This is a genomic window from bacterium (genome assembly GCA_035691305.1).
Classification (GTDB): domain Bacteria; phylum Sysuimicrobiota; class Sysuimicrobiia; order Sysuimicrobiales; family Segetimicrobiaceae; genus DASSJF01.
In genome coordinates, this window is record DASSJF010000001.1 from 1 (window position 1) to 21,121 (window position 21,121).

39 protein-coding genes and 1 pseudogene are annotated in these 21,121 nt (G+C 69.6%); 37 read left to right on the forward strand and 3 right to left on the reverse strand.

All coding sequences use genetic code 11. From position 1 onward, the window contains the following. From tuf to truA, 36 genes and pseudogenes are all read left to right on the forward strand, one after another. The coding region (gene tuf / locus VFL28_00005; GenBank protein ID HET7263024.1) for an elongation factor Tu at positions 1-142 on the forward strand (142 nt) is incomplete at its 5' end. A 36-nt stretch (positions 143-178) separates the two neighbouring features. Beyond that, complete coding sequence (gene rpsJ / locus VFL28_00010) at positions 179-484, forward strand: 30S ribosomal protein S10 (protein ID HET7263025.1); 306 nt, start codon at positions 179-181, stop codon at positions 482-484. Between the two features lie 25 nt (positions 485-509). Beyond that, positions 510-1,238, forward strand: a complete 729-nt coding sequence (rplC, locus tag VFL28_00015; GenBank protein ID HET7263026.1) for a 50S ribosomal protein L3 — start codon at positions 510-512, stop codon at positions 1,236-1,238. Further along, positions 1,235-1,879 carry a 50S ribosomal protein L4 gene (rplD, locus tag VFL28_00020; protein HET7263027.1) on the forward strand — a complete coding sequence of 215 codons (645 nt, stop codon included), beginning with the start codon at positions 1,235-1,237 and terminating at the stop codon, positions 1,877-1,879. Before rplC ends, rplD begins: the two co-directional genes overlap by 4 nt. Beyond that, positions 1,876-2,172: a 50S ribosomal protein L23 gene (gene rplW / locus VFL28_00025; GenBank protein ID HET7263028.1), complete on the forward strand. Its 297-nt coding sequence runs from the start codon at positions 1,876-1,878 to the stop codon at positions 2,170-2,172. The genes rplD and rplW overlap by 4 nt, the downstream gene beginning before the upstream one ends. 13 nt (positions 2,173-2,185) lie before the next feature. Then, on the forward strand, positions 2,186-3,010 hold the full coding sequence (gene rplB / locus VFL28_00030) for a 50S ribosomal protein L2 (protein HET7263029.1): 825 nt from the start codon (positions 2,186-2,188) through the stop codon (positions 3,008-3,010). A gap of 1 nt (position 3,011) precedes the next feature. After that, positions 3,012-3,293: pseudogene (gene rpsS, locus VFL28_00035) on the forward strand (30S ribosomal protein S19). Between the two features lie 94 nt (positions 3,294-3,387). Next, positions 3,388-3,720, forward strand: coding sequence for a 50S ribosomal protein L22 (gene rplV / locus VFL28_00040; protein ID HET7263030.1), 333 nt, complete (start codon positions 3,388-3,390; stop codon positions 3,718-3,720). Positions 3,721-3,730: 10 nt separating this feature from the next. After that, positions 3,731-4,486 carry a 30S ribosomal protein S3 gene (rpsC, locus tag VFL28_00045; GenBank protein HET7263031.1) on the forward strand — a complete coding sequence of 252 codons (756 nt, stop codon included), beginning with the start codon at positions 3,731-3,733 and terminating at the stop codon, positions 4,484-4,486. Between the two features lie 113 nt (positions 4,487-4,599). Next, positions 4,600-5,058, forward strand: coding sequence for a 50S ribosomal protein L16 (rplP, locus tag VFL28_00050; protein HET7263032.1), 459 nt, complete (start codon positions 4,600-4,602; stop codon positions 5,056-5,058). Continuing rightward, positions 5,058-5,303 carry a 50S ribosomal protein L29 gene (rpmC, locus tag VFL28_00055; protein ID HET7263033.1) on the forward strand — a complete coding sequence of 82 codons (246 nt, stop codon included), beginning with the start codon at positions 5,058-5,060 and terminating at the stop codon, positions 5,301-5,303. Before rplP ends, rpmC begins: the two co-directional genes overlap by 1 nt. Beyond that, the gene (gene rpsQ, locus VFL28_00060) at positions 5,300-5,593 is read left to right on the forward strand and encodes a 30S ribosomal protein S17 (protein ID HET7263034.1); all 294 of its coding nucleotides are present in this window, start codon (positions 5,300-5,302) and stop codon (positions 5,591-5,593) included. Before rpmC ends, rpsQ begins: the two co-directional genes overlap by 4 nt. Beyond that, the gene (gene rplN / locus VFL28_00065; protein ID HET7263035.1) at positions 5,590-5,958 is read left to right on the forward strand and encodes a 50S ribosomal protein L14; all 369 of its coding nucleotides are present in this window, start codon (positions 5,590-5,592) and stop codon (positions 5,956-5,958) included. The genes rpsQ and rplN overlap by 4 nt, the downstream gene beginning before the upstream one ends. Continuing rightward, positions 5,958-6,287, forward strand: a complete 330-nt coding sequence (gene rplX, locus VFL28_00070) for a 50S ribosomal protein L24 (protein ID HET7263036.1) — start codon at positions 5,958-5,960, stop codon at positions 6,285-6,287. Before rplN ends, rplX begins: the two co-directional genes overlap by 1 nt. Positions 6,288-6,289: 2 nt before the next feature. Then, the gene (gene rplE, locus VFL28_00075; GenBank protein HET7263037.1) at positions 6,290-6,889 is read left to right on the forward strand and encodes a 50S ribosomal protein L5; all 600 of its coding nucleotides are present in this window, start codon (positions 6,290-6,292) and stop codon (positions 6,887-6,889) included. Positions 6,890-6,892: 3 nt separating this feature from the next. Beyond that, positions 6,893-7,078, forward strand: a complete 186-nt coding sequence (locus VFL28_00080) for a type Z 30S ribosomal protein S14 (GenBank protein HET7263038.1) — start codon at positions 6,893-6,895, stop codon at positions 7,076-7,078. Between the two features lie 16 nt (positions 7,079-7,094). After that, the gene (gene rpsH / locus VFL28_00085) at positions 7,095-7,487 is read left to right on the forward strand and encodes a 30S ribosomal protein S8 (protein ID HET7263039.1); all 393 of its coding nucleotides are present in this window, start codon (positions 7,095-7,097) and stop codon (positions 7,485-7,487) included. Positions 7,488-7,497: 10 nt separating this feature from the next. Then, positions 7,498-8,055: a 50S ribosomal protein L6 gene (gene rplF, locus VFL28_00090; GenBank protein ID HET7263040.1), complete on the forward strand. Its 558-nt coding sequence runs from the start codon at positions 7,498-7,500 to the stop codon at positions 8,053-8,055. A gap of 11 nt (positions 8,056-8,066) precedes the next feature. Then, a complete protein-coding gene (gene rplR / locus VFL28_00095) occupies positions 8,067-8,435 on the forward strand; it encodes a 50S ribosomal protein L18 (protein ID HET7263041.1) in 369 nt (122 codons plus the stop codon). A 12-nt stretch (positions 8,436-8,447) separates the two neighbouring features. Then, positions 8,448-9,068: a 30S ribosomal protein S5 gene (rpsE, locus tag VFL28_00100; protein HET7263042.1), complete on the forward strand. Its 621-nt coding sequence runs from the start codon at positions 8,448-8,450 to the stop codon at positions 9,066-9,068. Beyond that, a complete protein-coding gene (gene rpmD, locus VFL28_00105) occupies positions 9,053-9,274 on the forward strand; it encodes a 50S ribosomal protein L30 (protein HET7263043.1) in 222 nt (73 codons plus the stop codon). Before rpsE ends, rpmD begins: the two co-directional genes overlap by 16 nt. Further along, positions 9,258-9,728, forward strand: coding sequence for a 50S ribosomal protein L15 (gene rplO, locus VFL28_00110; GenBank protein HET7263044.1), 471 nt, complete (start codon positions 9,258-9,260; stop codon positions 9,726-9,728). The genes rpmD and rplO overlap by 17 nt, the downstream gene beginning before the upstream one ends. Beyond that, the gene (secY, locus tag VFL28_00115; GenBank protein ID HET7263045.1) at positions 9,725-10,999 is read left to right on the forward strand and encodes a preprotein translocase subunit SecY; all 1,275 of its coding nucleotides are present in this window, start codon (positions 9,725-9,727) and stop codon (positions 10,997-10,999) included. The genes rplO and secY overlap by 4 nt, the downstream gene beginning before the upstream one ends. Before the next feature lie 13 nt (positions 11,000-11,012). Further along, a complete protein-coding gene (locus VFL28_00120) occupies positions 11,013-11,681 on the forward strand; it encodes an adenylate kinase (GenBank protein HET7263046.1) in 669 nt (222 codons plus the stop codon). Beyond that, on the forward strand, positions 11,678-12,451 hold the full coding sequence (gene map, locus VFL28_00125) for a type I methionyl aminopeptidase (GenBank protein ID HET7263047.1): 774 nt from the start codon (positions 11,678-11,680) through the stop codon (positions 12,449-12,451). The genes VFL28_00120 and map overlap by 4 nt, the downstream gene beginning before the upstream one ends. 29 nt (positions 12,452-12,480) lie before the next feature. Then, positions 12,481-12,699, forward strand: a complete 219-nt coding sequence (gene infA / locus VFL28_00130; protein ID HET7263048.1) for a translation initiation factor IF-1 — start codon at positions 12,481-12,483, stop codon at positions 12,697-12,699. 92 nt (positions 12,700-12,791) lie between these two features. Beyond that, the gene (gene rpmJ / locus VFL28_00135; GenBank protein ID HET7263049.1) at positions 12,792-12,905 is read left to right on the forward strand and encodes a 50S ribosomal protein L36; all 114 of its coding nucleotides are present in this window, start codon (positions 12,792-12,794) and stop codon (positions 12,903-12,905) included. 54 nt (positions 12,906-12,959) lie between these two features. Beyond that, on the forward strand, positions 12,960-13,358 hold the full coding sequence (gene rpsM, locus VFL28_00140; protein ID HET7263050.1) for a 30S ribosomal protein S13: 399 nt from the start codon (positions 12,960-12,962) through the stop codon (positions 13,356-13,358). A gap of 12 nt (positions 13,359-13,370) precedes the next feature. Further along, positions 13,371-13,757: a 30S ribosomal protein S11 gene (gene rpsK / locus VFL28_00145; protein ID HET7263051.1), complete on the forward strand. Its 387-nt coding sequence runs from the start codon at positions 13,371-13,373 to the stop codon at positions 13,755-13,757. A gap of 10 nt (positions 13,758-13,767) precedes the next feature. Then, on the forward strand, positions 13,768-14,394 hold the full coding sequence (rpsD, locus tag VFL28_00150; GenBank protein ID HET7263052.1) for a 30S ribosomal protein S4: 627 nt from the start codon (positions 13,768-13,770) through the stop codon (positions 14,392-14,394). A gap of 161 nt (positions 14,395-14,555) precedes the next feature. Continuing rightward, entirely contained in the window at positions 14,556-15,491 is a 936-nt protein-coding gene (locus VFL28_00155) for a DNA-directed RNA polymerase subunit alpha (GenBank protein HET7263053.1), read from the forward strand. Position 15,492: 1 nt separating this feature from the next. Next, the gene (gene rplQ, locus VFL28_00160) at positions 15,493-15,846 is read left to right on the forward strand and encodes a 50S ribosomal protein L17 (protein ID HET7263054.1); all 354 of its coding nucleotides are present in this window, start codon (positions 15,493-15,495) and stop codon (positions 15,844-15,846) included. Between the two features lie 4 nt (positions 15,847-15,850). Then, a complete protein-coding gene (locus tag VFL28_00165) occupies positions 15,851-16,726 on the forward strand; it encodes an energy-coupling factor transporter ATPase (protein ID HET7263055.1) in 876 nt (291 codons plus the stop codon). Beyond that, positions 16,723-17,679 carry an energy-coupling factor transporter ATPase gene (locus tag VFL28_00170; GenBank protein ID HET7263056.1) on the forward strand — a complete coding sequence of 319 codons (957 nt, stop codon included), beginning with the start codon at positions 16,723-16,725 and terminating at the stop codon, positions 17,677-17,679. Before VFL28_00165 ends, VFL28_00170 begins: the two co-directional genes overlap by 4 nt. 2 nt (positions 17,680-17,681) lie before the next feature. Then, positions 17,682-18,587 (forward strand): energy-coupling factor transporter transmembrane component T, encoded by a 906-nt coding sequence (locus tag VFL28_00175; GenBank protein ID HET7263057.1) that lies wholly within the window; start codon positions 17,682-17,684, stop codon positions 18,585-18,587. A 14-nt stretch (positions 18,588-18,601) separates the two neighbouring features. Next, a complete protein-coding gene (truA, locus tag VFL28_00180) occupies positions 18,602-19,375 on the forward strand; it encodes a tRNA pseudouridine(38-40) synthase TruA (GenBank protein ID HET7263058.1) in 774 nt (257 codons plus the stop codon). A 13-nt stretch (positions 19,376-19,388) separates the two neighbouring features. Here the strand turns inward: truA and VFL28_00185 are convergent, their stop codons facing one another. After that, positions 19,389-19,778 carry a helix-turn-helix domain-containing protein gene (locus tag VFL28_00185; GenBank protein HET7263059.1) on the reverse strand — a complete coding sequence of 130 codons (390 nt, stop codon included), beginning with the start codon at positions 19,776-19,778 and terminating at the stop codon, positions 19,389-19,391. A 197-nt stretch (positions 19,779-19,975) separates the two neighbouring features. Between VFL28_00185 and VFL28_00190 the strand changes: the two genes are divergently transcribed. Beyond that, entirely contained in the window at positions 19,976-20,290 is a 315-nt protein-coding gene (locus VFL28_00190; GenBank protein ID HET7263060.1) for a hypothetical protein, read from the forward strand. Positions 20,291-20,293: 3 nt separating this feature from the next. On the opposite strand, the gene VFL28_00195 is transcribed toward VFL28_00190, so the two are convergent. Further along, entirely contained in the window at positions 20,294-20,800 is a 507-nt protein-coding gene (locus VFL28_00195) for a TadE/TadG family type IV pilus assembly protein (protein HET7263061.1), read from the reverse strand. 38 nt (positions 20,801-20,838) lie between these two features. Continuing rightward, the coding region (locus VFL28_00200; GenBank protein HET7263062.1) for a hypothetical protein at positions 20,839-21,121 on the reverse strand (283 nt) is incomplete at its 5' end.

A 21,121-nucleotide genomic window follows, 5' to 3' on the forward strand; every position in this document is an offset into this window, starting at 1 on the left:
GGAGATGGTGATGCCGGGGGACAACGTGACGATCGAGGGGGCGTTGATCACGCCGGTGGCGCTGGAGGAGGGGCAGCGGTTTGCGGTACGGGAGGGAGGCCGGACGGTCGGCGCCGGCGTCATCGCCAAGATCCTCTCGTAAATGCCGACCGCAGCGGCACTCACAAAGGAGCGGCGAATGGCGCAAAAGATCCGAATCAAGCTCAAGGCCTACGATCATAAGGTGCTCGACCAGTCCGCGGAAAAGATCGTGGACACGGTCCGCCGGACCGGTGCGCGCATCTCCGGGCCTGTGCCGCTCCCGACCGACCGCAACGTCTACTGCGTGATCCGGTCACCGCACATCGACAAGGAATCGATGGAGCACTTCGAGCTGCGGACGCACAAGCGCCTGATCGACATCCTCGAGCCGACCCCCAAGACCGTCGACGCCCTGATGCACCTCGATCTGCCGGCCGGCGTCGACATCGAGATCAAGCTGTAGCGCGCAATCTGAGGGAGCGAATCCGATGGCCGCGATTCTCGGACGAAAACTCGGCATGACCCAAATCTTCGACGGCGACGGTAACATCGTGCCGGTGACGGTCGTCGAAGCCGGGCCCTGCGTGGTCGTCGGCGTCCGCACGCCGGCGAAGGAAGGCTACGCCGCGGTGCAGCTCGGGTTCGATCCGCTGCCCGAGAAACCGCGCGTGCGCGCGCCCCAGAAACCCTACCGCGGCGTGTTCCTCAAGCGCGGGCTCGCCCCGATGCGGGTGATCCGCGAGGTGCGCCTCGGCGGCGGCGAGACGTTCGAACTAGGCCAGGCGGTCCGCGCGGACGCCTTCAGCGAGGGCGCCCGGGTGGACGTGACCGGCGTGAGCAAGGGCAAGGGGTTTGCCGGCGCGATCAAGCGCCACAACTTCGGCGGGCAGCGCGACTCGCACGGCGTCAGCCTGATGCACCGCGCGATCGGCAGCATCGGGTCGAGCAACATCGCGCGCGTCTGGAAGGGCAAGCGCATGCCGGGCCGGCTCGGCGGCGAGCGCGCGACGGTGCGCGGCCTGCGCGTCGTGTCGGTCGACGCGGAGCGCAACGTTCTGCTGATTCACGGCGCGGTGCCGGGCCCCCGCGGCAGCGTGCTGCTCGTCAAGACCGCGGCCCCGCGGAAGTCTCTGCGCGCGGCGCCGCGCCGGGCCCAGGCCGAGCAGCCTCAGGGCCGCGAGCGGGCGGGCGCGCAGAAGGGCGGAAAGACGCAATGAGCAAGGCGACGGTCTACGACCGCGACGGGAAGGCGGCCGGCGAGGTGGAGCTCGCCGACGCGGTGTTCGGCCTGACGCCGCACACCGCCGTGTTGCACGAGGCGGTGCGGTGGCAGCTGGCCGGCCGGCACCGCGGCACACACTCCACGCTCACGCGGGGCATGGTTTCGCGCAGCACGCGCAAGCTGTACCGGCAAAAGGGCACCGGCCGAGCCCGCCACGGCGCCCGCGGGGCGCCGGTGTTCGTCGGCGGCGGCATCGTGTTCGGGCCGCGGCCGCGGAGTTACCGGTACACACTGCCCAAGAAGGTGCGACGGCTCGCGCTGCGCTCGGCGCTCTCGGCCCGCGCGGCGGAAGGACGGATCGTGGTGCTCGACCGGCTTGACCTCGATGCGCCGAAGACGAAGACGGTGGCCGCGGCGTTGCGCGCGGCGGGCCTGGGCGTGCGGGCGAGCGGCGTCCGTTCCGTCCTGTTGGTGACCGCCGCGCCGAGCGAAGCGGTCGAGCGCTCCGCGGCCAACCTCGACGGCGTGCGGGTCGCGGCGGCGTCCGCGCTCAACGTGCACGCGATTCTCGCCGCGGACCGGATCGTGTTCACGCGCGACGCCCTGCAGCGGCTGGTGGAGGGTCTGGGATCATGAGCCCGGTGCTCGATCCGCGCACCATCATCCGGCGGCCGATCGTCACGGAGAAGAGTATGCGCGGCACGGCGATCAACAAGTACACCTTCGAGATCGACGGCGCCTCGCCGAAGCCGGTGATCCGCGACGCGGTGCAGCGGCTGTTCAGCGTCCGCGTCACGAAAGTCAACGTGATCCGGATCCCGGGGCGGGCGCGCCGGCGCGGCCAGCACCACTACCGCGAGGCCGGCTACCGGAAGGCGGTGGTCACACTCGCCGACGGCGACAAGATCGATCTCGAGAAACTGACGTAGGGGCGGGGGACGCATGGGAATCAAAAAATTCAAGCCCATCACGCCCGGCCGCCGGTTCATGACGGTGGTGACGTTCGAGGAGATCACCCGAACGTCGCCGGAGCGGTCGCTCGTCGAGCCGCTGCTCAACCGCGCGGGCCGCAACAGCCAGGGCCGCGTGACCGTCCGCCACCGCGGCGGCGGCCACAAGCGGCGCTACCGGGTCATCGACTTCAAGCGCGACAAGGACGGGATCACGGCGCGCGTCGCCGCGATCGAGTATGATCCCAACCGGTCCGCGCGGATCGCGCTGCTGCACTACCGCGACGGCGAGAAGCGCTACATCCTCGCCCCGGTGGGGCTCGGACTCGGTGACAGCGTCGCGTCGGGGCCGGACGCCGAGATCAAGCCGGGGAACAGCCTGCCGCTGCGCGCGATTCCGGTCGGCACGACCGTGCACAACGTCGAGCTGCACATGGGCCGCGGCGGGCAGCTGGTGCGCAGCGCCGGCGGGGCGGCGCAGGTGATGGCCAAGGAAGGCGACTACGCGCAGATCCGGCTCCCCTCCGGCGAGGTGCGGATGATCCACATCGGCTGCCGGGCTACGATCGGCCAGGTCGGGAACTTAGAGCACGAGTCGGTCAGCATCGGCAAGGCCGGCCGGACGCGCTGGATGCGCCGGCGGCCGCACGTCCGCGGCGTCGTGATGGATCCCAGCAGCCACCCGCACGGCGGCGGCGAGGGCAAGTCGCCGATCGGCATGCCCGGGCCGGTGACGCCCTGGGGCAAGCCGACGCTCGGCTACAAGACGCGCAAGACGAAGCCCAGCGACAAGTTCATCGTGAAGCGGAGGAAATAGGATGGGCCGGTCCGTCAAGAAGGGGCCGTTCGTGGACAAGCACCTCCAGCAGAAGGTCGACGCGCTGAACCGCTCGCGCGAGCGGCGGGTGATTCGCACCTGGTCGCGCCGGTCGACGATCCTGCCGGACATGGTCGGGCACACGATCGCGGTGTACGACGGCCGCAAACACGTGCCGGTCTATGTGACCGAGAACATGGTCGGGCACAAGCTCGGCGAGTTCTCGATCACGCGCACGTTCAAGAGCCACGGCGTGCGCGTCGAGAAGACGACGTCCGTGCGGCCGGTGGGCCCGGGAGCGGCCGCGCCGGCCGCGGGCGGCGGAGCGGCGCCCGCGACACCGGCCCCGTCCGCGTGACGGTGAGGAGGGACGCCTGATGGAAGCCAAGGCGATTGCGCGCCACGTCCGGATCGCGCCGCGGAAGGTGCGGACGGTTACGGAGCTGATCAAGGGCAAGGCCGTGGACGAGGCGCTCGCGGTGTTGAAGTTCACGCCGAACCGCGCGGCCAAGGCCGTGGCCAAGGTCGTCGCCTCGGCGGCGGCCAACGCGGAGCACAACCTGGAGCTCGCCCGCGACGCGCTGCGCGTCCGGCGGGCGTACGTGGACAGCGGTCCGAGCCAGCGCCGCATGCACGCCCGCGCCCGCGGCCGGGCGGACGTGATCAAGAAGCGCAGCAGCCACATCACCGTGATCGTCGCCGACGAGTAGGGGGCGTATCGTGGGACAGAAGATCCATCCAATCGGTCTGCGGCTCGGGATCATCAAGGACTGGGAGTCCAAGTGGTACGCCGAAAAGAACTTCCCCGAGCTGATCGAGGAAGACCAGAAGCTGCGCAACGCCATCAAGAGGAAGATGGGCCGCGCCGGCATCTCGCGGATCGAGATCGAGCGCGCCGCCAACCGCGTCCGCATCACGATTCACTCGGCGCGGCCGGGCATCATCATCGGCCGCGGCGGCACCGGGATCGACGCGCTGAAGAAAGAGCTCGAGGCGATGACCGGCAAGGCGATCCAGCTGAACGTCCAGGAGATCCGGCGCGCCGAGCTCGAGGCCGCGCTGGTCGCCCAGAACGTCGCGAGCCAGCTCGAGCGGCGCATCGCGTACCGCCGGGCGATGAAGCAGGCGGTCGCCCGCAGCCTCCGCAGCGGCGCGAAGGGCATCCGCATCTCGTGCAGCGGCCGGCTCGCCGGCGCCGAGATCGCGCGGTACGAGTGGTACCGCGAGGGCCGGGTGCCGCTCCAGACCCTGCGCGCGGACATCGACTTCGGCGTCGCGGAGGCGCTTACGACCTACGGCCGGATCGGCGTGAAGGTGTGGATCTACCGCGGCGACGTGCTGCCGGAGCGGCGCCGCCCGCCGGCCGACGGGACCGCCCGGGGGCGGGCCTCGGACACCGTGGTGCTGCCGTCGCGGCAGCCCCGCGTGATCGTGCAGCAGCGCCGGCCCGAGGGGGACGGCGCCGAGCCGGCTTAGATGACCACGTGGCCGGCTTCAATGTCATATTTGCCTGCCGCGGCGTCGGCGGGCCGTCCGACGGCGGCGCGCCCAGCGCCCCGGACGAGTAGACCGGAGGAGAACGCGGATACATGTTGATGCCCAAGCGGGTCAAGTACAGGAAGGCGCACCGCGGCCGCATGCGCGGGGATGCCCATTCCGGCGCGTCGGTGACGTTCGGGGAGTTCGGCCTGCAGGCGCAGGACCGGGCGTGGATCACGAGCCAGCAGATCGAGGCGGCGCGCCGCGCGATCACCCGGTTCATCAAACGCGGCGGCAAGCTGTGGATCCGCGTGTTCCCGGACCACCCCGTGACCAAGAAGCCCGCCGAGACCCGCATGGGCAGCGGCAAGGGCAATCCGGAGCTGTGGGTCGCCGTCGTGCGGCCGGGCCGGGTGCTGTTCGAGCTCGGCGGCGTGAGCGAGGCCGTGGCGCGTGAGGCGATGGCGCTCGCCGGCCACAAGCTGCCGATCGCCACGCGGTTCGTGCACCGGGACGACGCGGCGGAAATCGCGACGGCCGGAGCGGGCGCGACAGGAGGGCAGGCGTGATGGCGAAAGGGGAAGCGGTGCGCGACCTCAGCGAGCCCGAGATCCAGAAGCGGCTCGCCGACGCGCGGCAGGAACTGTTCACGCTCCGGCTGCAGCGGACGTCCGGCAAGCTGCTGAATCCCGCGAAGATCCTCCAGACCCGGCGGACGGTGGCGCGGCTCCTGACCGAGCTGCGCGCGCGCGAACTGAGTGAGTCCCGAGACGGGGCCGGCCGGCGTGCGCCGGCGCCGGGGGGCGGGCGATGAACGAGACCGTAACGACTCAACCGGCGGCGCCGGCCGCATCACGCGGGATCCGGAAGACCCGGATCGGCGTGGTCGTGAGCGACAAGATGCAGAAGACCGTCGTCGTCGAGGTCTCACGGCGCGGGCAGCATCCCGTCTACAAGAAGATCGTGCGGCACAGCGTGCGGTACAAGGCCCACGACGAGCGCGGGGAAGCGCACGTCGGGGACACGGTGCTGATCGCGGAGACGCGCCCGCTCAGCAAGGACAAGCGGTGGCGGGTCGTGCGGGTGGTGGAAAAGGCGCGATGATTCAAAACTACACGCGGCTGCGGGTCGCGGACAACACGGGAGCGCGCGAGATCATGTGCATCCGCGTCTACGGCGGCTCGCGGCGTCGCTACGCGGCGATCGGCGACGTCATCGTGGCCACGGTCAAGCAGGCGATTCCGAACAGCGCCGTCAAGAAGGGCGAGGTCGTGAAGGCGGTCGTGGTGCGCACCGTGCAGCCGACGCGGCGGCCCGACGGCTCGGCGATCCGGTTCGACGACAACGCCGCGGTGCTGATCACGGACCAGAACAACCCGCGCGGCACGCGCATCTTCGGGCCGGTGGCGCGGGAGCTGCGGGAGCGGCAGTTCATGAAGATCATCTCGCTCGCGCCGGAGGTGCTGTGATGGTCTCGACCCACGTGCACGTGCGGCGCGGCGACACCGTCGAGGTGATCACCGGCAAGTACCGCGGCAAGCGCGGCAAGGTGCTGCGGGTGCTGCCGGACTCCGGGCGGATCATTGTCGAGGCCGTGATGGTCGCGAAGCGGCACACCAAGCCAAACGAGAAGATGCCGTCCGGCGGCATCGTCGAGAAAGAGCTGGCGTTCCCGGCCGGCAAAGCGATGCTGGTGTGCCCGCGGTGCGGGCGCGCGGTCCGGTTCGGCCACCGCGTGCTCGACGACGGCGGCAAGGTCCGGGTCTGCCGCCACTGCGGGGAGGTCATCGATAAGTAGTCATGGCGCGGATGCGTGAACGCTACAAGACGGACGTCGTGCCGGCGCTGCGCAAGCGCTTCGGATACAAGACGGTCATGCAGGTCCCGAAGGTCGAGAAGGTCGTCATCAACATGCGCGTCGCCGACGCCCTCCAGGACCAGCGGCACCTCGACAAGGCGGTCGAGGAGCTGACGACGATCAGCGGCCAGCGCCCGGTGATCGCGCGGGCCCGAACGTCGATCGCGGCGTTCAAGCTGCGGACCGGCAACCCAATCGGTGCGAAGGTGACGCTGCGAGGCGAGCGGATGTACGAGTTCCTCGACAAGCTGTTCAACATCAGCCTGCCGCGGATCAAGGACTTCAAGGGCATTCCCTCGCGGTCGTTCGACGGCCGCGGCAGCATGAACATCGGCGTCCGGGAACAGCTGATCTTCCCGGAGATCGAGTACGACAAGGTGGAGAAGATCCGCGGCATGGATATCGCGATCGTAACGACGGCGAAGACCGACGAGGAAGCGCGCGAGCTGCTGCGCGCCCTCGGGCTGCCGTTCCGCGAGGCGGCCGTCTCGGGCGACGGACAGGGTGCGGCGGCCGGCACGGCGCGCGCCGGGAGGGCGTAGGGGATGCCGAAAAAGTCGCTGCTGTTGAAATGGCGGAAGCCGCCGAAGTTCAAGGTGCGGCGGTACAGCCGCTGCCGGCTGTGCGGCCGGCCGCGCGCGGTCTTCCGGAAGTTTGGCCTGTGCCGGATCTGCCTGCGCAATCTGGCGCACAAGGGCGAGATTCCCGGCGTGGTCAAAGCCAGCTGGTGAGGTGACGGGAGTGGGCGTGATTACCGATCCGATCGCGGATATGCTGACGCGCATCCGCAACGCGATGACGGCCCGGCACGACGTCGTGCAGGTCCCGCCGTCGCGGATGAAGCTCGAGATCGCGAAGATCCTGAAGAACGAGGGGTTCATCACGGACTTCGAGCTCGACAAGAAGGCCCCGCACCAGCTGCGGCTGCAGCTGCGCTACGGCGAACGGAAGACGGCCGTCATCACCGGTCTGCGCCGGATCAGCCGGCCGGGGCTGCGCATCTACCGCGGGCGCACCGAGATCCCGCGCGTGCGCGGCGGCCTTGGAGTCGCCATTCTCTCGACTTCGCGCGGGATCATGACCGACCGCGACGCCCGGCGGGCCGGCGTCGGCGGCGAGGTCCTGTGCTTCGTCTGGTGAGGAGCCGCAGATGTCACGCGTAGGCAGACTGCCGATTCCGATTCCGAAGGGCGTGGACGTGGCCGTCGCGGACCGCACGGTCCGCGTGAAAGGGCCGAAGGGGCAGCTCGAGCGCACCGTCCATCCCGACATCTCGGTCGCGGTCGCGGACGGCCGGGTCACGGTCGCGCGGCCGACGGACGGCCGGTTTCACCGCGCGCTCCACGGTCTGACCCGCGCGCTCGTCGCGAACATGGTGCGCGGCGTCACGGAAGGGTACGCCGTGCAGCTCGAGATTCAGGGCGTCGGCTACCGCGCTCAGAAGCAGGGGCCGAAGCTCGCGATCCAGCTCGGCTTCTCGCATCCGGTGGAGCTCGATCCGCCGTCCGGGATCACGCTCGAGGCGCCGCAACCGAACCGCATCATCGTCTCGGGCATCGACAAGGAGCTGGTCGGCCAGATCGCCGCGCGCATCCGCGCGCTGCGCGAGCCGGACCCGTACAAGGGCAAGGGTATTCGCTACCTCGGCGAGCGCGTCCGTCGCAAGGCGGGCAAGGCCGGCAAGGCTGCGGCCGGCGCCAAGGCGTAGGGGGGTCAGCGATGATCAAGCGCAAGAGCCGGAACGACACCCGTCAGCGCCGCCATCTCCGGATCCGGCGCGCGGTGCAGGGCACGCCCGAGCGGCCGCGGCTGTCCGTGTTCCGCAGCGTGGCGCATATCTACGCGCAGGTGGTCGACGACCGGGCCGGCCGTACGTTGTGTGCGGCGTCGAGCCTCGATCCGGAGATCAAGACGCAGGCGGCCGGCGTGAAGAAGGCCGAGGCCGGCAAGCTGGTGGGCCAGCTGATCGCGCGCCGCGCGAAGGAGCGCGGTGTCAGCCGGGTCGTGTTCGACCGCGGCGGATATCTGTACCACGGTCGCGTGAAGGCCGTGGCCGACGGCGCCCGCGAGGGCGGGCTGGAATTCTAAGGGAGGGACGGCATGCCGCGGTTCAAGGGTAAGGGCCGGGGGAAGAAACCCCGCAAAGTCGAGGCGCCGCCGGCGCAGAAGCCGGCGGGTCTGGAGTACCTGCACCGGCGGGTCAAGGCCGACGACGTCAACCTGACGACGGAGAAGGCGATCTGGATCAACCGCGTCGCCAAGGTGACGAAGGGCGCGAAGCGCTTCAACTTTAGCGCGCTTGTCGTCGTCGGTGACGAGCACGGCCACGTCGGCATCGGCCTCGGCAAGGCGGGCGAGGTGCCGGACGCAATCCGCAAGGGCACGGAAGAGGCGCGCAAGAGCCTGATGGGCGTCTCGCTCTCCGGCACCACCATCCCGCACGAGATCCTCTCGGTCTACGGCGCGGCGAAGGTTTTGCTGAAGCCGGCGGCTCCGGGCACCGGCGTCATCGCCGGCGGCCCGGTGCGCGCCGTGCTCGAGGCCGCCGGGGTGCGCGACATTCTCACGAAGTCGTTGGGCAGCAACAATCCGATCAACCAGGCGCGCGCGACGCTCAAAGGGCTGCTCGACATTCGGCTGCCCTCCGAAGTGGCGCGCATCCGCCGCAAGACGGTGGAAGAGCTCCTGGGCCGGAGGGCGGCGCAGTGGCAGAGCGTGTAAAGGCGGAACAGACCCGCGTGCGGGTGACGCTCCGGCGCAGCCTCATCGGCTCGCCGAGGGAGACGCGCCGCGTGGCGTACGCGCTCGGACTCCGCCGCATCGGCGCGAGCCGCGTGCACGCGCAGACGCCCTCGCTCGCCGGCGCGGTGCGCAGGCTTCAGCATCTGGTCACGGTGGAAGAGGTGGAGCATGGTCGGGCTGGGTGATCTCCGGCCGGCCCGGGGAGCCCGGCACCGGCGCCGCCGCGTCGGCCGCGGGCACTCGTCGGGGCACGGCAATACGGCGGGGCGCGGACACAAGGGTCAGAAGGCGCGCACGGGCGGCCAGCGCCGACCCGGGTTCGAGGGCGGGCAGCTGCCGCTGATCAAGCGCGTCCCGTACCGGCGCGGCGTCCGCGGGGCGGGCAGCAACCACGTCGGCGGCGGACCGCGCGGGCGCATGGACGTCGTCAACGTCGGCCGCCTGGCGGCGTTCGCCGCCGGCACCGAGGTGACGCCGGCGTCGCTGCGCGAGGCGCGGCTGATCAACGGCGACCAGGTCAAGATCCTGGGCGGCGGGGACCTCCCCCACGCGCTCGTCGTGAGGGCGCACGCCTTCAGCAAGAGCGCCAAGGAGCGGATCGAAGCGGCCGGCGGACGCGCCGAGGTGTTGAGCGCGTGATTCCCGGGCTTGCCAATATCATCCGCATCCCGGACCTCCGCCGGAAGTTTCTCTTCACGGTGGGGATGCTGGCGCTGTTCCGGCTCGGCTCGCACATTCCCGTGCCGGGCGTGGACGTGCTGCGCCTGCAGTCGCTGTTCCAGCAGGGGCAGGCCGGCAATGTCTTCGGGTTCATCGACCTGTTCGTCGGCGGGGCGTTCTCGCGCTTCGCGCTGTTCGCGCTCGGCGTCTTTCCCTACATCACGTCGTCGATCATCTTCAGCCTCCTCGAGGTGGTCTTCCCGCGCCTCAAGGAGATCCACCGGGAGGAAGGCGAGGCCGGACGGCGCAAGATCGGCCAGTGGACCCTGTACCTCGCCGTTCTGCTGGCGATCGTTCAGGGCACCGGTCAGATGCTGCTGATCCGCAACCTCGGCGCGATCGGCGACCCGCGGCCGCTCATCCTCGGCGAGATCGTCGCGACGCTGGTCGCCGGCACCATGCTGCTGACGTGGATGGGCTCGATCATGACCGAGTACGGCATCGGCAACGGCGTGTCGCTGATCATCTTCGCCGGCATCTGCGCGCGGCTGCCGAACCAGATTTCTCAGACGATCGGCCTCGTGAACGTCGGCGAGGCGTCCGTATTCCGCGCGATCGCCGACATCGCCGTGATTCTTCTGAGCATCGTCGCGGTCGTGGTCGTGACGCAGGCCGCGCGCAAGATCCCGATCCAATACGCGAAGCGGATCGTGGGGCGCCGCATGGTCGGCGGCCAGACCACATACCTGCCGATCCGGATCGCCTCGTCCGGCGTCATTCCGATCATCTTCGCCATATCGGTGATGCAGTTTCCGGGGACGGTCGCGCAGTTCTCCCGCTGGCCGTGGCTGCAGAAGGTCGGCAACTACCTGTCGCTCAACAGCACCACGGGGGCGCTCTTGTACTTCGTGCTGATCATCGCGTTCACGTACTTCTACACCGCGGTGAGCTTCGACCCGGAAGACGTCTCGGACAACATCAAGAAGTACGGCGGGTTCATCCCCGGCATCCGCCCCGGGCGGCCGACGACGGACTATCTGATCAAGATCCTCGAGAAACTGACATTCGTCGGCGCCATCTTCCTCGGCCTGATCGCGGTCGGGCCGATCTTCCTGGCGCGCTTTACGGGCCAGCTGACGCTGTATCTCACCGGCACGTCGCTGCTGATCGTCGTCGGCGTGGCGCTCGAGACGATGAAGCAGATCGAGGCGTACGTCCTGATGCGCCACTACGAGGGTTTCATGAAGTGAGGGGCTCCGCGAAGTGAACCTCGTGTTCATGGGGCCGCCCGGCGCCGGCAAGGGCACCCAGGCCGAGCTGTACCGCGCGCGCCACGGGATCCCGCACATTTCCACCGGGGACATGTTCCGGGCGGCGGTGCGCGCGAACACCGAGGTCGGGCAGCGCGCGACGGAGTACATGCGCGAGGGCGAGCTTGTCCCCGACGCGATCGTTCAGCAGATCGTCGAGGAGCGCCTCCTGCAGCCGGACTGCGCGGCGGGATTCATCCTCGACGGCTACCCGCGCACGCTGCCGCAGGCGGACGCGCTCGACGAGTTCCTGGCAAGGACGGGCCGCGAGCTCCACGGGGTGATCTTCTTCGAGATTCCGGAGGAGGTCGTGGTGCGCCGGATCACCGGCCGCCGCATCTGCCCGACGTGCGGCGCCAACTATCATGTGGAGTACCACGCGCCGCGCGAGCCCGGCCGCTGTGACCTGGACGGTTCGGAGCTGATTCAGCGGCGCGACGACGCGCCGGAGACGGTCAACCGCCGGCTGGAGGTGTTCCGCCGCTGGACCGCCCCGCTCGTGGACCACTACCGGAACCGCGGCGTCTTCCTGGCCGTCAACGCCCGGGGCACCGCGGAAGAGGTGTACGAGCGGATCTCGGAATTCGTCGCGGCCCGTGCCGGGCGCGCGGTGGGACGATGAGCAATTCGATTCCGATCAAGTCGGCGGCCGAGATCGCCGTGATGCGCCGCGCCTGCCAGATCGCCGCGGCGGCCCTCCGGGACGTGTGCGCCGCGGTCCGGCCGGGCGTGACCACCCGCGAACTCGACCGCGTCGCGGAGGACCGCATCCGGGCGCTGGGCGCCGTGCCGTCGTTCCTCGGGTACCGCGGCTATCCGGCGAGCGTCTGCATTTCCGTCAACGACGAGGTCGTACACGGCATCCCGGGCCGCCGCGTGCTGCGGAGCGGCGAGATCGTGAGCCTCGACCTCGGGGCGGAGGTGGACGGTTTCCACGGTGACAACGCGGTCACGCTGCCGGTCGGGGAGGTCGACGAACCGCTGCGGCGCCTCCTGGCGGTGACGGCGGAGTCGCTCGAGGAAGGCATCAAAGCGGTCCGGCCGGGGTCGCGCCTCGGCGACGTCGGGGCGGCGATCCAGCGCCACGTCGAGCAGGCGGGATTCTCGGTGGTGCGGGAATTCGCCGGGCACGGCGTGGGCCGGCGGCTGCACGAGGAGCCCCAAATCCCGAACTTTGGGCGGCGGGGGACGGGCGTGGTGTTGAAGGCCGGGATGACGCTGGCGATCGAGCCGATGGTGAACATGGGCGGGCCCAACGTCGTGATGGAGCGGGACGGGTGGACGGTGCGGACGGCCGACGGCCGGCCCTCCGCGCACTTCGAACACACGGTGGCGGTGGGCGAGACCGGCGCCGAAGTGCTGACTAGACTTCCCGCCGAGGCGTCGGTATAATGAATAGTTGTTCGCGCGCGGGGTAGAGGATGGCCAAGAAGGACGTTATTGAAGTCGAAGGGACCATCGTCGAAGTGCTTCCCAACGCCATGTTCCGGGTGGAGCTGGCGTCCGGACACAAGATTCTGGCCCACATCTCCGGCAAGATGCGGATCCATTTTATCCGGATCCTGCCGGGCGACCGCGTGAAGGTGGAGCTCTCGCCTTACGATCCCACCCGCGGACGGATCACGTATCGATTCCGTTAGGCCCCCCTCACGGGGATTAGCCGCCGGGATGCGCCGGCGTCTCCCCCTCACGGGGACTAGCCGGCGGGACGCGCCGGCGTCGGGAGCGTGCCATGAAGGTACGGGCGTCGGTCAGACGGATGTGCGAGAAGTGCAAGGTGATCAAGCGCGGCAACCGCGTGATGGTCATCTGCGAGAATCCGAAGCACAAGCAGAAGCAGGGCTAACAGGAGGCCGCCGAGGCGGCCGGGAGTCCTGCGCAGACAGGAGGGGGCACCGGGATGGCGCGTATCGCGGGCGTGGACCTTCCGCGTGAGAAGCGAGTCGAAGTCGGCCTGACATACATCTACGGGATCGGTCGCAGCCGCGCCCGGGAGATCCTCGGGATCACGGGGGTCAATCCGGAGACGCGCGTCCGCGCGCTGACCGACGAGGAAGTCACGCGCCTGCGCGAGGTGATCGACCGCAACTACAAGGTCGAAGGCGACCTTCGGCGCGACGTGGCCATGGATATCCGGCGGCTCGTCGAGATCGGCTGCTACCGCGGCCAGCGCCATCGCAAGGGCCTTCCGGTGCGCGGTCAGCGCACCCGGACGAACGCCCGCACCCGCAAGGGCAAGAAGAAGACCGTCGGCGCCCGCAAGGCCAAAACCGCGGCCGCGGCGCCGGTTGCGAGCTAAGGAGGCCAGGGGGTGACCACACCGACCCGCGGCAAGCGCAAGGAGCGGAAGAACGTCCCGGCGGGCATTGCGCACATCCAGTCGACGTTCAACAATACGGTTGTGTCGATCTGCGATCTCCAGGGCAACGTGCTCGCCTGGGCGAGCGCGGGCACGTCGGGATTCAAGGGGTCGCGAAAGGGCACGCCGTTCGCCGCCGGCCTCGCCGCGGAAAACGCCGCCCGCAAGGCGATGGAGCACGGCGTCCGGTCGGTGGAGGTCTTCGTCAAGGGTCCTGGCTCCGGCCGCGAGGCCGCGATCCGGTCCCTCCAGGCCGCGGGCCTGGAGGTGAGCCTCATCAAAGACGTCACTCCGATTCCCCACAACGGATGCCGGCCGCCGAAGCGGCGGCGGGTGTAGAGGAGCAGGCATGGGACGGTACCACGGGCCGGTCTGCCGGCTGTGCCGGCGAGAAGGCATGAAGCTCTACCTCAAGGGCGAGAAGTGCTACACGGACAAGTGTCCGGTGGCGAAGGACACGACCCCGCCCGGGATGCACGCGCCGAGCCGGCGCAAGCCGTCGGATTTCGCGATCCGGCTGCGCGAGAAGCAGCGGCTGCGCCGTTTCTACGGCGTGTACGAGACCCAGTTCAAGCACTACTTCCAGATGGCGGTGCACGCGACCGGTCATACCGGCACGCGCCTCCTGCAGATTCTGGAAAGCCGGCTCGACAACGTCGTGTACCGCCTGGGGCTCGCGTCGAGCCGCAAGGCGGCGCGGCAGCTCGTCGCCCACGGCCACATCGCGGTCGACGGCCGGCGCGTGACCGTGTCGTCGTACCTGGTCAAGGCGGGGCAGAGCGTCGGCGTGGACAAGGGCAGCCGCCAGCTGCCGCACTTCACGGCCCTCGCCGGGCAGGCGCCGGGCCGCGGGACGCCGGGCTGGCTCGAATACCAGCCGGACGCGCTGACCGGCCGCATCCTGACCCTGCCGGCGCGGGACGATATCGACGTGCCGGTGCACGAGCAGCTGATCGTCGAGTACTACTCGAGATAACCGCGAAGAACGCGAAACGAGGTAGCCGCGAAATGCCGGAAGATCGCACCGCGACATCGTTCCGGGACATTCCCGGGATTTCGAACGTGCCGTTCGGGACGGGCATGCCCGGCGGCGCGGACGTGCTCGGCGGATCGAGCGGAAAGAGGGGGTTGACGGGCGTGTGGGACATGAACAAGCCCAAGGTCGAGTACGCGGAGCTCTCTGACACTTACGGGAAGTTCGTGGTCGAGCCGCTCGATCGCGGTTTCGGCGTGACCCTCGGAAACGCGCTGCGGCGTGTCCTGCTCGCCGCGATCCCGGGCGCGGCCGTGACGTCCGTCAAGATCGAGAACGTCCTGCACGAGTTCTCCACGGTGCCGGGCGTGGTCGAGGATGTGACCCAGCTCATCCTCAACCTCAAGGAGCTGACGTTCAAGCTGCACAGCGACAAGCCGAAGCTGCTGCGCCTGGACGTGAAGAGCAAGAAGGACGTGACGGCTGGCGACCTGCAGCCGGACGCCGAGGTGGAAATCCTGAACCCGGATCTCCACCTCGCCACGCTCGACGGTAAGAACGCGCACCTCGTGATGGAGCTGGTCGTGGAGCGCGGCAAGGGCTACGTGCCCGCGGAGCGCCACCGCAAGAGCGAGCACGTGATCGGCGTGATCCCGGTGGACTCGATCTTCTCGCCGATCCAGAAGGTCAACTACTCCGTCGAGGACACCCGCGTCGGCCACGCAACCGACTACGACCGGCTCGTGCTCGAGGTCTGGACCGACGGTAGCATCCGGCCGGAGGAGGCCCTTCAGGAGTCGGCCCGCCAGCTGATCGAGAACTTCCGCCTCTTCGCCGGGACCGCCGCGGGGCCCGAAGTGGCCGCGGGCGCGCCGGCGGACGAGACGAACAAGGTCGCGACGATGCCGATCGAAGAGCTCGACCTCTCCGTGCGGCCCTACAACTGTCTCAAGCGCGCGGGCATCAACACCGTCGGCGACCTGCTCCAGCGGACCGAGGACGAGATCGTCAACGTCAAGAACTTCGGTCGGAAGTCGCTCGACGAGGTCAAAGAGAAGCTCGCCGGCATGGGCCTCGAGTTGCGCCGGAGGGGAGCCTGACGTGCTCGGACAGTCCGGCCGCCGCCTCGGCCGCGACAGCGCCGCCCGCCTGTCGCTCTTCCGCGGGCTGGTGTCGTCGCTGATCACGCACGACCGCATCCGGACGACCGCCGAGAAAGCCAAAGAGGCCAAGAAGGTCGCCGATCGGATGATCGACCTCGCGCTCCGGAACGACGTCCAGGCCCGCCGCCGGGCGGCGCGCCTCTTGACCGATCCCGCCGTCGTGCGGCGGCTGTTCGGCACCGTCGCGCCGCGATATCAAAAGGGCCGCGGAGGCTACACCAGGATCGTGCGCCTCGGCAAGCGGCGCGGCGACGCCGCGGAGATGGCGCTGCTCGAACTCCTTCAGCAGTAAATCCGTGCCCGGGCCGCCCGGGAACCCCCAGGCGCTGATCCAGGTCCGCGGCCTGGCGCACACGTACCTTGCCGGGACCCCGGAGGCCGTGCCGGCGGTCATCGGCGTCGATCTCGACGTGCGCGCCGGCGAGTGCGTCGCGATCGTCGGCGCAAACGGCTCGGGCAAGAGCACCCTCGCCAAACACCTCAACGCGCTGCTGCTTCCCACCGACGGCCGGGTGCTGGTCGACGGCTTCGACACCGCCGATCCGGATGCGGTCTGGGAGATCCGCCGCCGCGTCGGCATGATCTTCGAGCACCCCGACGACCAGCTCGTCGCCGCGGTGGTCGAGGAAGACGTGGCCTTTGGCCCCGAGAACCTGGGTCTGCCTCCGGCGGAGATCCGCGCGCGCGTATCGGCGGCGCTGCACACGGTCGGGCTCGAGACGCTGCGCCGGCGCGCGCCGCACCTGCTCTCCGGAGGCCAGAAGCAGCGCGTCGCTATCGCCGGTGTCCTGGCGATGGCGCCGAAGTGCCTCGTTCTCGACGAAGCCACCTCAATGCTCGACCCCGAGGGGCAGCACGAGGTGATCGAGGTGGCGCTGCGGCTCTGCCGCAGCGACGGCTTGGCCCTCGTCCTCATTACCCACGCTATGGAAGAGGCCGCGCTCGCCGATCGCGTCGTCGTGATGGCGGGCGGCCGCGTGGTGTTGCAGGGCCCGCCCGCCGACGTCTTCGCCGATGACGAGACGCTGCGCGGTCTCCGGCTTGAGGCGCCGGAGGCCGTCCGGCTTCGCCGGGGGCTGGCCCGTGACGGCGTCCCGCTTGGCGCGGACGTGGTCACGCTCGACCAGTTGGTGGCGGCCCTCACGGCGCTCGCCGGCCGGGGGGCGTCGTGAGCGCCAAGACGCGGACCGTGCGCGCGCGCGCCTCCGGCGGGGCAGCCCAGGCGCCGCCGGTGATCCGCTGCGACCGGCTCTCGCACATCTACCAGCGGGGCACCCCGTTCGAGGCGGCGGCGGTCGACGACGTCTCGCTCGAGATTCGCGCCGGCGAGGCGGTCGGGATCATCGGCGCAACCGGATCCGGCAAGTCCACACTGGTCCAGCACTTCAACGCGCTGCTGCGGCCGACGCGGGGCCGCGTCTATCTTGACGATGTCGACGTCCACGCGAAGGAAGTGGACCGCCGGAGGGTCCGCCAGCAGATCGCGCTGTTGTTCCAGTATCCCGAGCACCAGCTGTTCGAAGAGACCGTGGAGGCCGATGTCGCCTTCGGCCCGCGCAACCTCGGTCTCGGCGACGACGAGGTCCGAAAGCGCGTCGACCGCGCGCTGCGTCAGGTCGGCCTCGATCCGGCGCGCTTCGGCAGGCGCTCGCCGTTCACGCTCAGCAACGGCGAGATGCGGCGCACGGCGATCGCCGGCCTGCTCGCAATGCGGCCCCGGGTGCTGATCCTCGACGAGCCAACGGCGGGGCTCGACCCGGCCGGCCGGCGTGAGATCCTCGGGCACGTCGCGCGGCTGCGGCGCGAGGCGGGGCTCACGCTCGTGTTGATCTCGCACAGCATGGACGCGGTCGCGTCGCTGTGCGAGCGCGTCGTGGTGCTCGACCGCGGGCGCCTCATTGCCGACGGGACGGTGCGCGCGGTCTTTGCGGACGCCCCTAAACTTGTCTCGCTCGGGCTCGGCGTGCCGCAGGCGGCGCAGTGCGTGCACCGGCTCCGCGACGCGGGCTGGACGGTGCGGCCCGATGTCCTGACGGTGGAGGAGGCGCGCGCGGCGATTTTGGACGCCCTCCGGCGCCGCGGCGCCGTAGACGGAACCCGCACGGGTCCGGCGGCGGACGGCTAGCCGTGGACTTCCTGCGCAACTTCGCCTTCGGACAGTACGTGCCGGTGGACTCGCCCGTCCACCGGCTGGATCCGCGCACCAAGATCCTGGCGACGCTCGTGCTCGCGATCGTGGTGTTCATGGCGCGGGGCTTCGCGGATCTCGGCGCGTACGCCGTGCTGCTCGCGCTGATCGTCTCGGCGGCCCGCATCCCGCCGGGTTACGTGCTGCGGGGCCTGCGCCCTGTGTTCTGGCTGCTCGCATTTACGGTTGTGCTGCAGATCTTCTTCGGCCCGGAGGGCGGCCACGCTGTGTTCCGGCGCGGTCCGATCACGATCACGCGAGAGAACGTGGCGCTCGCCGTCTACTACGGCGCCCGGCTCGGGTTGCTGATCATCGCGACGTCGCTGATGACGTTCACGACCTCGCCCGTCGAGATGGCGGACGGCCTGGAGCGGCTGCTGCGGCCGTTCCGGCGGATCGGGGTGCCCGCGCACGAACTGGCGCTCATGATGACCATCGCGATCAGGTTCATTCCGACCCTTATCGAAGAAACGGACAAGATCATGAAGGCGCAGATGGCGCGCGGCGCGGAGTTCACCCGGGGCAGCCTCGTGCGCCGCGCCCGGGCGCTTGTCCCGCTGCTCGTGCCGCTGTTCGTCGGCGCGTTTCGGCGCGCGGAGTCGCTCGCGCTCGCGATGGAGGCGCGGTGCTACCGCGGCGGGGACCAGCGGACCCGGATGCGAGAACTGGTCATGCGGCCTCGGGACTACGCCGCTTTTGTCGTGCTTGCCGCCGCGGCCCTGCTCATCGCCGGACCCGACCGCCCACTCGGGCTGCCGTGGCGACACGTGGCGCCCGCCGTGCCGGCGGCGGCGCCGCAGCATCCCTCCATTCCGCGGCATCCCGCCGCTCCGCACAAGCCGTAGACCGGGCACGCTCGGTGCGGACATTCAAGCTGACGATCGAGTACGACGGCTCGGCGTTCTGCGGCTGGCAGCGGCAGCGCGGCTCCGCCGCGGAAGGCGCGCCGTCCGTGCAGGCGACACTCGAGCGGGCCGTCGCCGAGATCGTGGGCGAACCGGCGACGGTGATCGGCGCGGGCCGTACCGACGCCGGGGTCCACGCGCTCGGGCAGGTGGCGAGCCTCGTCACCCGCAGCCGCATCCCCGCCTCGCGGTTCCCGGCCGCCCTGAACGCGCACTTGCCGCCGGACGTGCGCGTGGTCGCCGCCGAGGAAGCGCCGGACGGGTTTCACGCGCGCTACGACGCGGTCGCGCGGACCTACCGGTACGCGATTCTCAACCGGGCGCAGCCGTCGGCACTGCTGCGCGGACTGGCCTACCACGTCCGTGAGCCGCTCGATGCCGGTGCGATGCGGGCGGCTGCGTGCGTTTTTGCGGGCCGCCACGACTTCGCCGCGTACCACGGCAGCGGTTCGCCGACCCGGACCACCTTCTGCTCAGTGCGAACGATCGCGGTCGAGTCTGACGGCGTCACGGGGCCGCCGGGTCCGTTTCCCGGCGTGCGGATCGTCGTCACGGCCGACCGGTTTCTGCGGCACATGGTCCGGATGATCGCCGGGACGCTGATCCGCGTTGGACTTGGGCGCCTGCCGGTGGGGGCGCCGGGTGAGTTCCTGGGCGACCCCGACAACCGGCGCACCGGGCCCACCGTGCCGGCGCACGGCCTCTACCTCGTGAGGGTCGATTACTAGCCCGACAGCGGGTCTACCGCTGCGGCCCGCGACGCTGTCCCGCGTGCGCTCCGGTACCGGTCGTGGGCCGCGGTCCGCCGTTCCGTAGCTGGTTGGCGAACGCTTCTACGTCGCTCCGGCGAAGCCACAAGAACCGGCCGAGCCGACGGGCGGGCAGGCGCTGATCCCGAATCGCGGCATACAACTCCTGCACCGGCATATCGAGCAGACGGGCGGCTTCATGCGCCCGCAGCGTGTCATCGCGCGCGGTGTCCCCCCACGCCGCCCCGCCGGCGTCGGCGTCGCGTGAGACCGCAGGCTCGGCGGCGCCATGATCCAGGTCCCGGAGTACTTTTCGCACCTTGTCGAGCGCCTCCCGTACCCGCTCGAGAGACCGCCGTCCCGACTCGGGCGACGCGCCCATGCTTCATGTCCCCCAATCCGCTCGCGATCAGCCGCGGCTCGGCCGCACGGCCGTCCAAGGGGCCGAGGCCGGCATCTAGATGCCCCGAACACGCGAGCGCTAGACGTGCGGGCAAGGGGGCAGGGGCCGGGCCGCGGGCATGGTATGCTGAGTCTGCGGGTGGCGTCTACGTCCGGCGGAGGAGGAGGGGCGGGGCGATGTCGCTATCGCTGAGTGACGTTCCGCTCAATCTTGGACAGGAGTTCGCGCGGGCCGTTGCCGCGCCGAGGGCAATTTTCGAGCAAGGCGTGCCGCGCTTCGTGGGAGATGCCTGGGAGTTCGTCTCCGGATACGTCGCGAATGCGGCCGGGTCGGTGCTGCCGGCGATTCCGCCGGTTCAGATGCGCGTGATCGAGGTGGTCGCCGTTGCCGCGGGGTGTTGGATGACGTTGCTTGTTATCACCGGTCTCGCGGAACGCCTGACGTCGCGCCGCGGACGTGTCGACGTTCGCCTGAGCCCGGGGCCGCGCTAAACCTTACTGTTCCAGTCTCATCGTGGACGTCGCCGTCACCTGCTGGGAGCCGGGGTAATTGACCGTTCCAAGGAACGGGATGGTCCCGCTGATCGGCATGAGCGTTTGGACATTATAGGCTACTCGGATTGTCACGATGCCGTCGTTGTTACCGGCGCTGTCTTGGGAATATGTCACCGCGACGCATGAGTTCCCCGACGGAATCGTGACCGTGTTCCCGGAAACGGTGCATGTCGTCGTCGACTGCACGACGAGGAATGAAGCCGTTTGGGCGACGCGCGTCGCAATCGCAGAGGTGGGGTCGGTACCGTTACAGGTTACCGCGAGGTTGGCCGAATTCGTCGGCACACACTGTACGGCGGCGTAGCGCGCCCCCTCGCGTGCCGCGTTCGTGATGAGCAACCACGAACCGAACAGCCGGCCTACCTCGAAAATGAGGAACAATAGCACGAGCAGAAGCGGCATGAGCAGGACGAGTTCCACGGTGGATTGCCCGCGTTGTCGGTTCATAGTCCGTCCCCCCACGGCTGCGCGACAGGATACCGCTGCTACTGGATCAGGATGATCGTGTCCACTCCGGTGTCCACCCCGTTGGGGTTACCCGTTGTGGCCTGGAAATCCACAAACTGCACGAACGTGCCGACGAGCGGCTCATATTTGCTGGTTCCGTTTAGGCTGTTCATATACGGGCAGTCCATCTGGAAGTTGGCAAACGCCACGATGTCGAGTTGCGTCGACGTGCCGTTGATTTGACCTTCCCAGAGGTTAGGATTCACCAACGGCAACACCACGATCCAATCCTTCGGGTTGGTGCTCGCACAAACGGCACCG